The organism is Alkalihalobacillus sp. CinArs1 (assembly GCF_947387515.1).
Classification (GTDB): Bacteria; Bacillota; Bacilli; order Bacillales; family Guptibacillaceae; genus Guptibacillus.
The window spans coordinates 544,431-556,979 of the sequence record NZ_CANDOB010000002.1 but is presented as its reverse complement, the minus strand read 5'-3'; the positions used below and the strand labels follow the sequence as shown (position 1 = coordinate 556,979).

Below are 12,549 nucleotides of genomic sequence, written 5' to 3'. Positions count from 1 at the left end.
GGAGCAGTAAGGATGAACAACTTCAGAGGATTTTTATTTGATTTAGATGGCACGATTTATGCCGGCACAAAGCTGATCGACGGGGCAACTGATTTACTTACCCTTTTACGCAAAGAAGGAAAAACGATCGCGTTCATGACAAACAATTCGACGTTGAACGCTGCAGAGATCAGAATGAAGCTCGCAAAGTTCGGTGTTCCCGCTGAAGAAGAGGAAATCATTTGCCCAACCGATTGCGCAGGGACATTCTTAACCGACCACTTCGGTCCTTCTAATGTATACGTGATTGGCTCAGACGCACTTAAGGAAAACGTCGCACGAAGCGGTCACACGCTTTTACATAGCGTAAATGCCCATTGTGACGTCGTCCTCGTCGGAAGAGACCTGGAATTCACTTACAGAAAGCTCGAGGATGCGTCCATCCACGTTCAAAAAGGCGCTCTGCTCGTAGCTACAAACATGGACCACACGCATCCGATTCAAACGGGTGATGACGTTCCAGAAACAGGTGCCCTCGTTGCGGCCATTCAGGCAACCGTGAGCATCGAGCCACTTATTATTGGAAAGCCTGACGCCTACTTATACGATACCGCTTTGAAACGGTTCGGGCTTACGCCAGAGGATACGGTGATGATCGGCGACAACCCGCTTACGGACATCCAGGGTGGCATCAACGCAGGTCTCCATTCCGTTCTAATCGATTTACATGGTAAGAAAATGCTTCCAATGACGGGAGACGTTCGCACCGTCGAACGACTCAAGGACCTTTATGATACCTATCGTCAATCACTTGTAACAGGAGGATTGTGAAATGAACAACCGAACGCTTCTCATCTGTATCGATGGATTAGCTGGAGCATATTTGGAAGACCCTTCCGTAAATGCGCCTCATCTTAAAAAGCTGATCAAAGAAGGCAGTCTCGTTTCCAGATTGACGACGACGTATCCGAGCGTCACATGGACGGCGAACACGAGTGCAATCACAGGCTGTCATCCTGATCGTCATGGGGTTCTAGGCAATTCTGTTTATGACCGAACAACGAACGAAATTCGGCATCATTGGGGCGATCAGCTTGGGTCGAAGGAAGACATCATCAAAGTTTCAACGCTCTATGATCTCCTCGCTGAGAAAGGGATGAAGACGGCGTCGGTGTGCTGGCCGCTAACGAGAGAGGCTACAAACATTTCTTACAACATCCCTGAGTTTTATGACCAGGCGCTTTTTGAGCAATACGCTACTCCAGACTTCTGGGATGAGCTAAAGAAAACTCTCCCGGTCGATCGCTATGGTGAGTGGAGTTCCGATTTTGCACTAGGAGATAAACAGGACTGGCTCACAAAGGAAATCTTGCTCTACATCCTTAAAGAAAAAGACGCTGATTTCATCATGGGACACTTCCTCTCCATAGACAGCTTGCTTCACGATTATGGGAATCGTTCATCACAAGTGTACGACGCCATCACCTATATCGACGAACTCGTTGGCGAACTGATGGCGTACCTTGATGAGCAAGAGACGGACGTGATCCTTTATTCCGATCACGGTCACCTCGACGTGCATACGGCGTTTTATCCGAACCGCCTCCTGAACGAAAACGGGCTCGGCTATTCCTTCACTGCTGTCAGCAACGACGGGTGCCTCTTCGTTTACGGAACGGACCAGACGATCGACCGCCAACAGGAAGCAAAGGACCTGTTCCAATCGCTGCCGTACGTAGCTGACGTTCTTTCAACGGACGCCTTCCCTGAACGAGGCTTACCGAAGATTGACCTCGACGAATTTGGTCATACGCCTGACTTTATCGTTGAGCTAAAAGAAGGCTACCTTTCAAAAGATGACGTTGAAGCTGGAGAGCTTCTAGGTGATAGTTCTTACTTGGCAACGCACGGCTACTCTCCTGAACATCCGCTTTTAAAAGGATTCATGATTGCGAGCGGCCCTTCTTTCTCCAGTGGAAGCAACATCGATGAGGCGCACATCGTCGACATCGCACCGACAATCGCAGTAACACGAGACATCATGCCTCATAAAATGGACGGCGATCCGCTCTCTTCGATTCTAACAAAAGGAGGAAACACGATTGAAGAACCAGCTTACTGATTCCAACTATGCAATCCCTCGCTCCTCCTCTCTCACGAAAGGGCGAGAGAAGACGGGGGCAAAAAGGCGACGTACCATTTTCACCGTCGAAAATATATCAGGTTGGCTGTTCATCCTCCCTGCCTTCATTCTTCTAGCGGTCTTTTGGCTGTATCCAATCGGGTATTCGTTTTACTTGAGCTTTTTCGATTGGGACATGTTGAGCACGCCGCAGTTTATCGGGATCGAGCATTACGATGCGCTCTTGAACGATCCAGCATTCGTTAAGTCGATGATGAACACATTTTATTACACGACGTTCTATGTGATCGGAGTCGTTGTGCTCGGGCTCATTCTTGCCCTACTCGTCAATGACAACATCAAGGGTATCTCGCTGTACCGTACGCTTTTGTTCTCGCCGCACATCACACCGATCATCGCGGTGTCGATCGTGTGGATGTCCCTTTACGATGTTGACGATGGGCTGTTCAACCAGATACTACGAGCACTTGGACTCCCAGAAAGCGCGTGGCTCTCTTCGCCTGACACGGTACTCCTCTCCCTTATCATCATGGGACTTTGGAAGGCGATCGGCTACTACATGATGTTTTTCCTGGCTGGACTCCAGTCGGTACCGCACCACCTCTTTGAAGCAGGCAAGCTTGACGGAGCGAACCGGATGCAGCTCTTCCGCTACATCACGCTGCCGTTCATTTCACCAGTCACGTTTTTCGTCGTGATCGTCGCGATTATCGAAGCGTTCCAAACGTTCGACCAGATCGCTGTTATGACGCAAGGAGGACCATCAAACTCATCGAACGTGCTCGTCTATATGCTTTACCGACATGCGTTTCAGTTCTTTAACATCGGCTATGCGTCTGCGATCGCGATCATTATCTTCTTGTTCTTAATCGCATTTACAATCGTTCAATACGTCATCTCAAGAAAATGGGTTCACCATTAGAAGGGAGAGAAACACGTGTCTATAGCAGGCAAATTCACAAAATATACCGTGCTCACGATCATCAGCTTTCTCATGAGCATTCCGCTCCTCTGGATGATCTTAACGAGCTTGAAAACGCAGGACGAAGCGAATTCATCCCGCATGTCCCTTTGGGTATCAGACCCACAGTGGTCAAACTACTTGGAAGTGTTCCGATCTGGTGAGATTCTACAATACTTATCCAACACGATGGTGTATGCCATCTCTGTCGCGGTCCTTTCCGTTTTGTTCGCGCTGTTTGCGAGCTACGCGCTCACGTTCATCTCGTTTAAAGGTAGAAAACTCTTATTGATCATCTTCATTTTTACGATGTTCTTGCCAGCGCACATGACGCTCATCCCATCGTATTTGACGCTCGCAAACCTTAACTGGCTCGATACGTACAAAGGGCTCATCATCCCGAGTGCCGTGACCGGGTTCAACATTTTTCTTATGTATCAAGGCTTGAGACAAATTCCAAAAGCGTTAATCGAGTCGGCTAAAATTGACGGGGCATCGCACCTACGCATCCTTTTTAAAATTGTCACGCCACTCACGCTCCCAACGATGGCAACGCTTGGCATCATCGTGTTTACGTATCAATACAACAACTACTTCTGGCCTCTCGTCGTTACAACGAGCGACAGCGTGAAGACGATCTCCCTGGCACTATCTGAGCTCGTTCAGGTTGACGGGGCTTACGGAATCCAGTGGCCGATCGTTATGGCGGCAAACACCGTCAGCGTTCTACCGGTCATGGTGCTGTTCTTGCTTTTACAAAAGCTTTATATACAAGGTGTTATGTACCAGGGCATGAAGGATTAACAAAACCATCCAAAAAGGAGCTTTCTCATGACTTTCAAACCGTTCAAACTGTTTACGTTCGCACTTCTGTTTCTCGTCGTTCTAGCAGGCTGTGGATCAAGCACAACCAATTCGGGTGAAAATACAAACGCCTCAAGTGGGCCCGTTGAAATTGAATTCTGGCATGCGATGAGTGGCAACCTCGGGGAAGAACTCGAAGCGATCACGAAGGAGTTCAACGAAAAGCACGAGGACATCAACGTGAAACTTGTATTTATGAAAGACTATCCGACAATCACAAACAAGTTCCAACTCGCTCTTCAGTCTAAACAGTATCCGGCGCTTTTACAGTTAGATGATGCGACCCTTCAGACGTTTGCGTCTTCCGGTCACCTACATGAACTAAACGATTCGATTACAGAAAGCAATCTCGAACTCGATGACTATGTAGATGGTTTTATTGAAGCAGCTTCACAGGACGACAGTATTTATGGTCTTCCATTAAACCGAAGCGTACCGATGCTTTACTATCGAAAAGACATTTTTGAACAAAATGGAATCGATCCTTCTCGCATTGAAACGTGGGAAGGTGTGAGAAGCGTTTCGAACGAACTTGTGGAAAAAGGCGCAATTGACATTGGTTTCGAACCGATCCGCTACCCTTGGTTTTTCTCTGGGCTCGCTTGGTCAAACGGCGCAGAGCTAGGCGATACGGCAGAAGAGGTTTCGCTTAACTCACCAGAAGCGAAGGAAGCACTCCAGTTCTGGGGCGACATGATTCATAAGGACGGCGTCAGCAAAGTGCACTACGGCGGTGAAGGCTGGGCGTACTGGTATGACACGATCGGAGATTTGTCAAAAGGGAAAGCCGCAATGGTAACAGGATCAACGGCGGACATGGCTGCGATGGATGAGAACATCGGGGCGGCGTTCTTCCCGAAGTTTGAAGGAGAAGAGCTCAGGGTTCCGATCGGTGGATCGAGCGGCGTTATACCAAAGGAAGCATCTGATGAACAGAAACAGGCTGCATTTCAATTCATGACCTACTTCTCAAAACCAGAAGTGACCGCACAATGGTCGAAAGGTACCGGCTATCTACCAGTCCGATACTCAGCAAAAGAAAACATGCAGGAATTTTTAAGTGAGAATCCAAACTTCGAAGTCGCGGTCGACGAACTGAAATACGCTCGCCCTACCCCACTCTTCCCGAAATGGAACCAGGTGGAAACCGAAGCGATTAACAAGGCGTTCGATCAAGTCTTCGTAGAAGGCATCTCAGCGGACAAAGCGCTCGATGATGCACAAAAGAAGGCTGAGAACATCGTAAAGTAAAGACTAAGCGTAACGGGAGGTCTTCCAATGGCTGAAGTAAAGCTACATGACGTTAACAAATATTATGATCGAAAAACAAAAGCCGTCGACAACTTTTCCATCGACATCAAAGACGAGGAGTTTATCGTCCTCGTCGGGCCATCAGGTTGTGGGAAGTCGACAACACTCAGAATGATTGCTGGGCTTGAAGAAATCTCAGACGGTGACCTGTTTATTGACGAAAAGCACATGAACGGTGTTGCACCGAAAGATCGCGATATCGCCATGGTGTTCCAAAACTACGCCCTCTATCCGCACATGTCCGTGTACGACAACATGGCATTCGGGTTAAAACTTCGAAAAATGAAGAAAGCGGAGATTAACGAACGCGTTCAAAAAGCAGCGAAGATCCTAGGACTTGAAGCATTGCTCAATCGAAAACCAAAGGCACTATCTGGCGGACAGCGACAGCGCGTCGCATTAGGACGGGCCATCGTGAGAGATGCGAAGGTGTTTCTCATGGACGAGCCGCTCTCAAACCTCGATGCAAAGCTTCGTAGTCAAATGCGCGCGGAAATCATTAAGCTGCACCACAGGCTGAAGACGACGACGATTTACGTTACGCACGACCAAACGGAGGCAATGACGATGGCAACCCGCATGGTCGTCATGAAGGACGGTGTGATCCAGCAAGTTGGCTCACCTAAGGATGTTTACGATTATCCCGTTAACACGTTCGTGAGCCAGTTCATCGGCTCTCCTTCTATTAATCTCGTAACCGGTGTTTTGAAAGAAGGGTACGTGGAGATCAAGGGCACAAACCTAACCGTTCCACATGTTCACATGACGAAGCTAAAGGCAGACGGCTACCTGAACAAGCCAATCACGCTCGGCATCCGACCGGAAGACTTGTATCACGAGAATGATCAAACTGAGCTAACGAACGCGACCACCATTACCACCACCGTCGACGTCGTTGAATCACTCGGTGCCGAAACGTACTTGTACACAGAATCAACGGAGCTCCCTCTCCTTGCAAGAGTGGACGCCGCACTCCGTCCGGAATCAGGGGAATCCGTCACCCTGAAGCTCGACATGGATCGCTGTCACTACTTCGATTATGAGACAGAGCAACGTATTCAGCTTGAAGAAGTTCGTGAGAAAGTTGCTGTTGGATAAAGAAAACCACCCGCCTCCTTTTGTGAGGCGGGTGGTTTTTTTTCGGGACATGGGGACAGGTTCATTAAGACAAAAACCAACCGTTCTCCTTTTGTGAGGCGGGTGGTTTTTGCATTTATGAATATCCTCTCACTATTCACCCCAAAAAAGATATTCTAAGTATTCCTCTATACTATCCATCAAACTAACGCTGTCTTACGCTTTCTCTAACAAACATGTTCCTTTACAAGGAAGCAGCCATACGCTACTATTCAACTAATTAGTTGAATAGATAGGAGGACTTCCATTGGATCCAAGAACGTTCAAAGACCAAATCTATGCGGGATTCACACAAATTGGAAAAGTAGTATCGAGCCCTAAACGAATCGAGCTTCTCGATCTGCTTTCGCAATCCCCAAAAACCGTTGAAACGCTAGTGAAGGAGACAGCGATGAGCACTGCGAACACGTCCAAGCATCTCCACGCTCTATTGGAAGCGCAGCTAGTCCGCTATGAGAAAGAAAAAAACTACGTCATCTACCAACTTGCGAACGAAAAAGTCGTCGACCTCCTTTTCGCAATCAAGACAATTGCAGAAGAACAGATCGAGGACGTAACTCGATTACGTGATGAATTTATCGTCCGTAGCGACGATCTTGAAACGATCACGCTCGAGGAATGGCTTAACCGCCGAGATACGAACGAGCATGTTCTCATCGACGTCCGCCCTCAAGAAGAATATGTGAACGAACATATCGATGGCGCGTTATCAATTCCAATCGAGGCATTGAACGAGCACATCAGTCTCCTGCCTATGGACAAAGAAGTCATCGCCTACTGTCGTGGAGCATACTGCGTGTATGCGACAGAAGCCGTCGAGCGTCTGAAGGTTCTAGGCTATCAAGCGGTCCGGTTAGAGGCCGGTGTACATGAATGGCGCGAACATTATCATAAACAAACAGACGACTTCGTAAGAAAGAGGTGATACCTTTGACAAAACCTGTGGAAATTGGAATTAAACAAAATCTCATACCATTTTCTCTTCTCGTCCTTATCAACCTATTTGTCGGGTCGATGGTCGGGCTTGAGCGAACGATCCTCCCAATAATCGGTGAAGAGCGGTTTGGGCTCGCTTCCACGAGTGCAGCTCTTTCCTTCATCGTGAGCTTTGGATTTTCAAAAGCAATCATTAACCTTTTCGCTGGGGAACTTGCAGATCGCTACGGAAGAAAGCGTGTCCTTCTCATTGGGTGGGCGTTCGGATTCTTCGTCCCTCTTATGGTCATCTTCGCTCATGCGTGGTGGGTCGTCGTCGCCGCGAACGTATTACTTGGAATCAACCAGGCGTTGACGTGGTCGATGACGGTCAACATGAAAGTCGACCTTGCAAAAACTAATCAACGGGGGCTAGCAATTGGCTTGAACGAATTCGCAGGCTACATCGGCGTCGCTCTGATGGCGATCGTCTCTGGATACATTGCCTCTGTCTATTCTCTAAGTCCAGAACCGTTCTATATTGGCATCGCTCTCGTCGTAATCGGGTTCGTTTTATCACTCGCCGTCCAAAATACCGACGAACACGTCAACGTTCAAGCAAAGCAAGAATCAGAAGATCCTCTTTCCTCGATAGAGATCTTTAAGCGAACATCCTGGAGTGACCGTAATTTATCTACGAGTAGCTTCGCTGGGCTTACGACAAATCTCAAAGACGGCATGGCGTGGGGACTGTTTCCAATTTTCCTCGCAACGAGCGGGCTAACCGTTGGCCAAATCGGAACGGTCGTCGCCGCATATCCTGCAGCCTGGGGTTTCTTCCAGCTTTTCACGGGGATGTGGAGTGACCGAATCGGACGAAAGAAGCTCATCGTATCGGGAATGCTACTCCAAGGACTCTCACTCTGGCTTATGCTGCTCGTCAGCACGTTTTCTCTGTGGCTATCTTCAGCCATCTTGTTAGGAATCGGAACAGCACTCGTCTATCCGACTATCATCGCCTCTGTCAGCGATGTCGCTCATCCGAAATGGCGCGCGACATCACTAGGAATCTACCGCTTTTGGCGTGACAGTGGCTATGCGTTCGGAGCAATTATAGCCGGAGTCGTCGCCGACATGCTATCGGTATCCTGGGCGATCGGACTCGTCGCCCTCCTTCCTATCTTAGCCGGTGTTCTGGCTATGACGAGGATGAGAGAGACGCTCACATAGGAGGGACATGGGGACAGGTTCATTGTCCCGCTCACCTGTTATCTCAACTGGGACATGGAACCTGTCCCTACGTCCCTCCTTGTACTCTTCCAATGTCATCGGTAGAATAATAGTAAGACAATTCAGTCAGGAAGTGTATGCAACTAAATGAATAGAATGAAATCACTTTCTCTTCAAACTAAATTATCATTAATGATATTGGCACTCTTATTTACAGTTTTGTTTAGTATTGGACTGATTTTTACACATTTATATTCAACAAGTGTTGAGGAGCAGATGGGAGAGCGTGCGTTAAATGTAGCGCAATCTGTCGCGATGATGCCAGCGGTGATCGAAGCGATGAAGTCAGAGAATCCATCGGAAATCATTCAACCGATCGCTGAGGATCTTCGGTCTAAAACAGAAGCTGAATTTATTGTGGTTGGCGATAAAGATGGCATCCGTGTAGCGCACCCTGTACTTGATCGGATTGGAAAACCGATGGTAGGTGGAGATAGCCAGCAAGCTTTGGTGGGCGGGGAATCCTACGTCTCAAAAGCAGAAGGATCTCTTGGGTCCTCCTTAAGAGGGAAAACGCCAATCTTTGACGATGGAGAGATTATCGGCATCGTCTCCGTAGGCTTTCTAATAGAGGATATCGAACAGAAAGTCGATCGATTCGAGTTAAAAGTGATGAGTTTAATAGGAACGATCTTGTTACTCGGTTTAGCAGGTGGTTTTTTCATTGCAAAAAACGTAAAGCGGTCTATTTTTGGTCTCGAACCTTCCGAAATCGGAGCGATGTTTTTAGAACGAAATACCATTCTTCAAACGATTCGAGAAGGAATTATTGCGGTTGATAAGAAGGGTGAAATCACACTTGCCAATCAAGAGGCGCATCGCATGCTGAATCGAGATGAAAAAGAAAGTTTAGAAGGACAACATATTCTGTCCGTTTTACCAAACACAAGAATGCCAGATGTTTTACATTCCGGAAAAGCAGAATATGATCAAGAAAGCATCATAGGGGAAAATCATGTGATTGTGAACCGAATTCCAATCATTCAAAAAGGTGAGGTCACGGGCGTTGTTTCTAGTTTTAGAAGAAAAACTGAAATCGAAGCGCTATCACGAGAACTCTCTCAAGTTCAAAGCTACGCGAATGTGCTTCGCTCTCAAACACACGAATACGCCAATAAGCTGTATACCATTTTAGGATTGATTCAGTTAGGTGCATATGATGAAGCCATCGACTTAATACATAAGGAAGCGATTGGATATCAGGAGGTTGTTCAGCTATTAGTGAAGGCTGTACCAAACCCTATCATCTCAGCGCTAATACTGGGTAAGTACCACCGAGCTCATGAGCTGCATATTCAGTTTTCAATCGATGAAGAAAGCAATATGAGTGATCTTCCTGAATGGGTGGAGCAAGAAAAAATCGTTACGATCGTTGGAAACTTAATCGATAATGCAATGGATGCTGTCCTTGAGAAAAAGGAAGATGAGAGAATGATTCACCTCTTCATGACGGATATTGGAAGAGACTTGATCTTTGAAATAGAAGACTCGGGGAACGGCATACATGATGATGAAATGGAACAGATCTTTGTAAGAGGGTTTAGTCGTAAGGATGGAAAAGATCGAGGAATCGGACTTTCTCTCGTGAAAAATGCACTCGATTATCTCGGCGGATATGTCACGATATCCAGAAGCCGTTACGGTGGCGCTGCTTTCACAGTTGTGATTCCTAAGGAGGATGATACCAATGTCTGAAATTGAAGTATTGATTGTTGAGGATGATCAGCGAATTGCTCGAATCAACCAGAAGTTCACGGAAAACGTCCCTGGTTACACTGTTATTGGAGTTGCTTCAAGCATTACCGAAGGAAAAGAACTTCTTGAAATTCTAGAGCCAGACCTCGTTCTACTCGATATCTTTTTTCCAGAAGAAAGCGGACTGGGATTGCTGTGGCACATTCGTGAACATTACAAAGAAACGGACGTCATGATGATAACCGCTGCAAAAGAAATAGAAGCAGTTCAAGAAGCGCTTCGTGGCGGTGCGATCGATTATATCATTAAACCGGTTATCTTTGATCGTTTTAAGCAAACTCTTGAAAAATTCAAGGAAACCCGTGGAGAAATGAACCGTCAGAAAATCGTGAGTCAGGAAGAAGTAGATCACTTGTTTACGAGACATGGCGCTAAGAGGGCTACCGTAACCGAAGCCGCTCCAAAGGGAATCGATCCTTTAACACTATCGAAATTGAAAGAAGTTCTGCTAGAGCACACGCCTCAAGGCATGACGGCAGAAGAAGTTGGCAGTGTGATGGGATGTAGTCGAACAACTGCAAGAAGATACTTAGAATACATGGTTTCGCTAGGAAATGTGGATGCTGATCTGTCCTATGGATCGGTAGGCCGACCTGAGCGACGCTATCATCCAGTATAACTAACAAATGTAAAGAGCCGCTTTCAAACTATCATGAAAGCGGCTCTCTCTTTCTTTTAAGATGCTAAATGCTCCTTCTCTTCTTCTTCTTTCTTTTTACTTAGCTTGCTTTTGATAAAAGGCAGCGTGAGAGAAAGAACTGAAAGAACAAGTAGAACGACGGTTACCGTGCTATCAAAAAACGTCATGTAGCTTCCGTTTGAAATCGTAAGTGCTTGCCTAAAGGATTGTTCCATCATTCCTCCTAGAATAAATGCAAGAATGAGTGGCGCTGCTGGAAAGTTTATGAGTCTCATAATAAACCCGATTATCCCAAATGCTAGTAGAAGATAAAGATCAAACGTGCTGAAACTAACCCCATACACTCCGATCATACAGAAAATAATCACAAGCGAGATCAACAGCGCTTTTGGAATATAGAGAATACGCGCGATAAACGGAATGAGCGGCAAATTCAGGACAAGTAAGAAAATGTTACCGAGATACATACTTGCAATCACACCCCAAAATACATCTGGGTGATCAGTAAGCATCAAAGGTCCAGGTTGAACACCAACAACGAGGAGAGCCCCAAGAAGAACTGCAGTGGTCCCAGAGCCAGGAATCCCTAGTGTTAAAAGTGGAACGAAAGCCCCGCTCGTTGCAGCATTATTCGACGTCTCGGGTGCAGCTAGTCCTTTGATGTTCCCTTTTCCAAACGAAGAAGGGTCCTTTGAAATCTTCTTCTCTGTAATATACGACATGAACGAAGCGATCGTTGCACCAGCACCTGGGAGCACTCCAAGGATAAATCCGAGCACAGAGTGCCTCGCAATCGGTCCCGAGATGTCTTTTGCTTCTTTCTTCGTGATTTTCAACGAGCCTACGTTCGTATTTCCGCCCATCATTTTCGATTTCCTAGACAGAATTAACGAGCATACTTCAGCAAGCGCAAAAAGTCCAAGTGCAATGATCAAAAAGTCGATACCTTCAAGAAGATTCGGGCTACCAAACGTGAAACGCTGTGTCCCTGTCTGCTGATCGACGCCAATCGTAGCGATGATCAATCCAATTGTGGCAGATATCAATGCTTTTACAGTTGAGCCTTCCGACAAGCTCGCGATGGCTGTTAACCCGAGCAGCATGAGAGCAAAGTATTCAGTTGGTCCGAACGAGACCGCAAAGCTTGCCATCAGGGGAGCAACTAACATGAGGGCAACGACACTCACTGTCCCACCCGCAAATGATGAGATGGCGGCAATGGCTAGTGCTTTCCCTGCCATACCTTGCTTCGCGAGCGGGTACCCGTCGAAGGAGGTTGCAACGGTCCCCGATATTCCCGGTGCGTTTAATAAAATGGATGATGTTGAACCGCCAAAAACGGCCCCGTAGTAAACCCCAGCCATGAGAATAAGAGCTGAAGCCGGGTCCATGCCATAACTTAACGGAATCATGATCGCAATCGCTGAGATAGGACCAAGTCCAGGGAGCATTCCGATTAGTGTCCCAGCAAGAACGCCGATAAAGACAAACAGGATATTTTGGAACGTTAAAACAACTTGAAAGCCATACAGCATATTCGAAATCGTATCCATC

The 12,549-nt window shown here is 47.0% G+C and carries 11 protein-coding genes; 10 read left to right on the top strand and 1 reads right to left on the bottom strand.

Features of this window, described 5'->3' with window-relative positions; all coding sequences use genetic code 11:
- Positions 1 to 12: 12 nt before the first annotated feature.
- The 10 genes from PFZ69_RS11355 to PFZ69_RS11310 all read left to right on the top strand — a co-directional run bounded on the left by PFZ69_RS11355 (position 13) and on the right by PFZ69_RS11310 (position 10,974).
- Positions 13 to 810: an HAD-IIA family hydrolase gene (locus tag PFZ69_RS11355; RefSeq protein WP_270181196.1), complete on the top strand. Its 798-nt coding sequence runs from the start codon at positions 13 to 15 to the stop codon at positions 808 to 810.
- A gap of 1 nt (position 811) precedes the next feature.
- The gene (locus tag PFZ69_RS11350; RefSeq protein WP_270181195.1) at positions 812 to 2,101 is read left to right on the top strand and encodes an alkaline phosphatase family protein; all 1,290 of its coding nucleotides are present in this window, start codon (positions 812 to 814) and stop codon (positions 2,099 to 2,101) included.
- The gene (locus PFZ69_RS11345) at positions 2,082 to 3,044 is read left to right on the top strand and encodes a carbohydrate ABC transporter permease (protein ID WP_270181194.1); all 963 of its coding nucleotides are present in this window, start codon (positions 2,082 to 2,084) and stop codon (positions 3,042 to 3,044) included. The genes PFZ69_RS11350 and PFZ69_RS11345 overlap by 20 nt, the downstream gene beginning before the upstream one ends.
- Before the next feature lie 15 nt (positions 3,045 to 3,059).
- On the top strand, positions 3,060 to 3,887 hold the full coding sequence (locus PFZ69_RS11340; RefSeq protein WP_270181193.1) for a carbohydrate ABC transporter permease: 828 nt from the start codon (positions 3,060 to 3,062) through the stop codon (positions 3,885 to 3,887).
- Positions 3,888 to 3,914: 27 nt separating this feature from the next.
- Entirely contained in the window at positions 3,915 to 5,198 is a 1,284-nt protein-coding gene (locus tag PFZ69_RS11335) for an ABC transporter substrate-binding protein (protein ID WP_270181192.1), read from the top strand.
- Between the two features lie 27 nt (positions 5,199 to 5,225).
- A complete protein-coding gene (locus PFZ69_RS11330) occupies positions 5,226 to 6,356 on the top strand; it encodes an ABC transporter ATP-binding protein (protein ID WP_270181191.1) in 1,131 nt (376 codons plus the stop codon).
- Positions 6,357 to 6,642: 286 nt separating this feature from the next.
- Entirely contained in the window at positions 6,643 to 7,320 is a 678-nt protein-coding gene (locus tag PFZ69_RS11325; protein ID WP_270181190.1) for an ArsR/SmtB family transcription factor, read from the top strand.
- A gap of 5 nt (positions 7,321 to 7,325) precedes the next feature.
- Positions 7,326 to 8,540: an MFS transporter gene (locus PFZ69_RS11320; protein WP_270181189.1), complete on the top strand. Its 1,215-nt coding sequence runs from the start codon at positions 7,326 to 7,328 to the stop codon at positions 8,538 to 8,540.
- Between the two features lie 147 nt (positions 8,541 to 8,687).
- Entirely contained in the window at positions 8,688 to 10,295 is a 1,608-nt protein-coding gene (locus PFZ69_RS11315) for an ATP-binding protein (protein WP_270181188.1), read from the top strand.
- A complete protein-coding gene (locus tag PFZ69_RS11310; protein ID WP_270181187.1) occupies positions 10,288 to 10,974 on the top strand; it encodes a response regulator in 687 nt (228 codons plus the stop codon). The genes PFZ69_RS11315 and PFZ69_RS11310 overlap by 8 nt, the downstream gene beginning before the upstream one ends.
- 56 nt (positions 10,975 to 11,030) lie before the next feature.
- Here PFZ69_RS11310 and PFZ69_RS11305 read toward each other — a convergent pair whose 3' ends face one another.
- Positions 11,031 to 12,548 (bottom strand): tripartite tricarboxylate transporter permease, encoded by a 1,518-nt coding sequence (locus PFZ69_RS11305; RefSeq protein ID WP_442865182.1) that lies wholly within the window; start codon positions 12,546 to 12,548, stop codon positions 11,031 to 11,033.
- Position 12,549: the final 1 nt, after the last annotated feature.

Bases quoted from the DNA above. Each gene is read 5' to 3' on its own strand.
- PFZ69_RS11355 (WP_270181196.1), top strand. From the start codon at position 13: ATGAACAACTTCAGAGGATTTTTATTTGATTTAGATGGCACGATTTAT.
- PFZ69_RS11350 (WP_270181195.1), top strand. From the start codon at position 812: ATGAACAACCGAACGCTTCTCATCTGTATCGATGGATTAGCTGGAGCA.
- PFZ69_RS11335 (WP_270181192.1), top strand. From the start codon at position 3,915: ATGACTTTCAAACCGTTCAAACTGTTTACGTTCGCACTTCTGTTTCTC.
- PFZ69_RS11330 (WP_270181191.1), top strand. From the start codon at position 5,226: ATGGCTGAAGTAAAGCTACATGACGTTAACAAATATTATGATCGAAAA.
- PFZ69_RS11315 (WP_270181188.1), top strand. From the start codon at position 8,688: ATGAATAGAATGAAATCACTTTCTCTTCAAACTAAATTATCATTAATG.
- PFZ69_RS11310 (WP_270181187.1), top strand. From the start codon at position 10,288: ATGTCTGAAATTGAAGTATTGATTGTTGAGGATGATCAGCGAATTGCT.
- PFZ69_RS11305 (WP_442865182.1), bottom strand. From the start codon at position 12,548: ATGGATACGATTTCGAATATGCTGTATGGCTTTCAAGTTGTTTTAACG.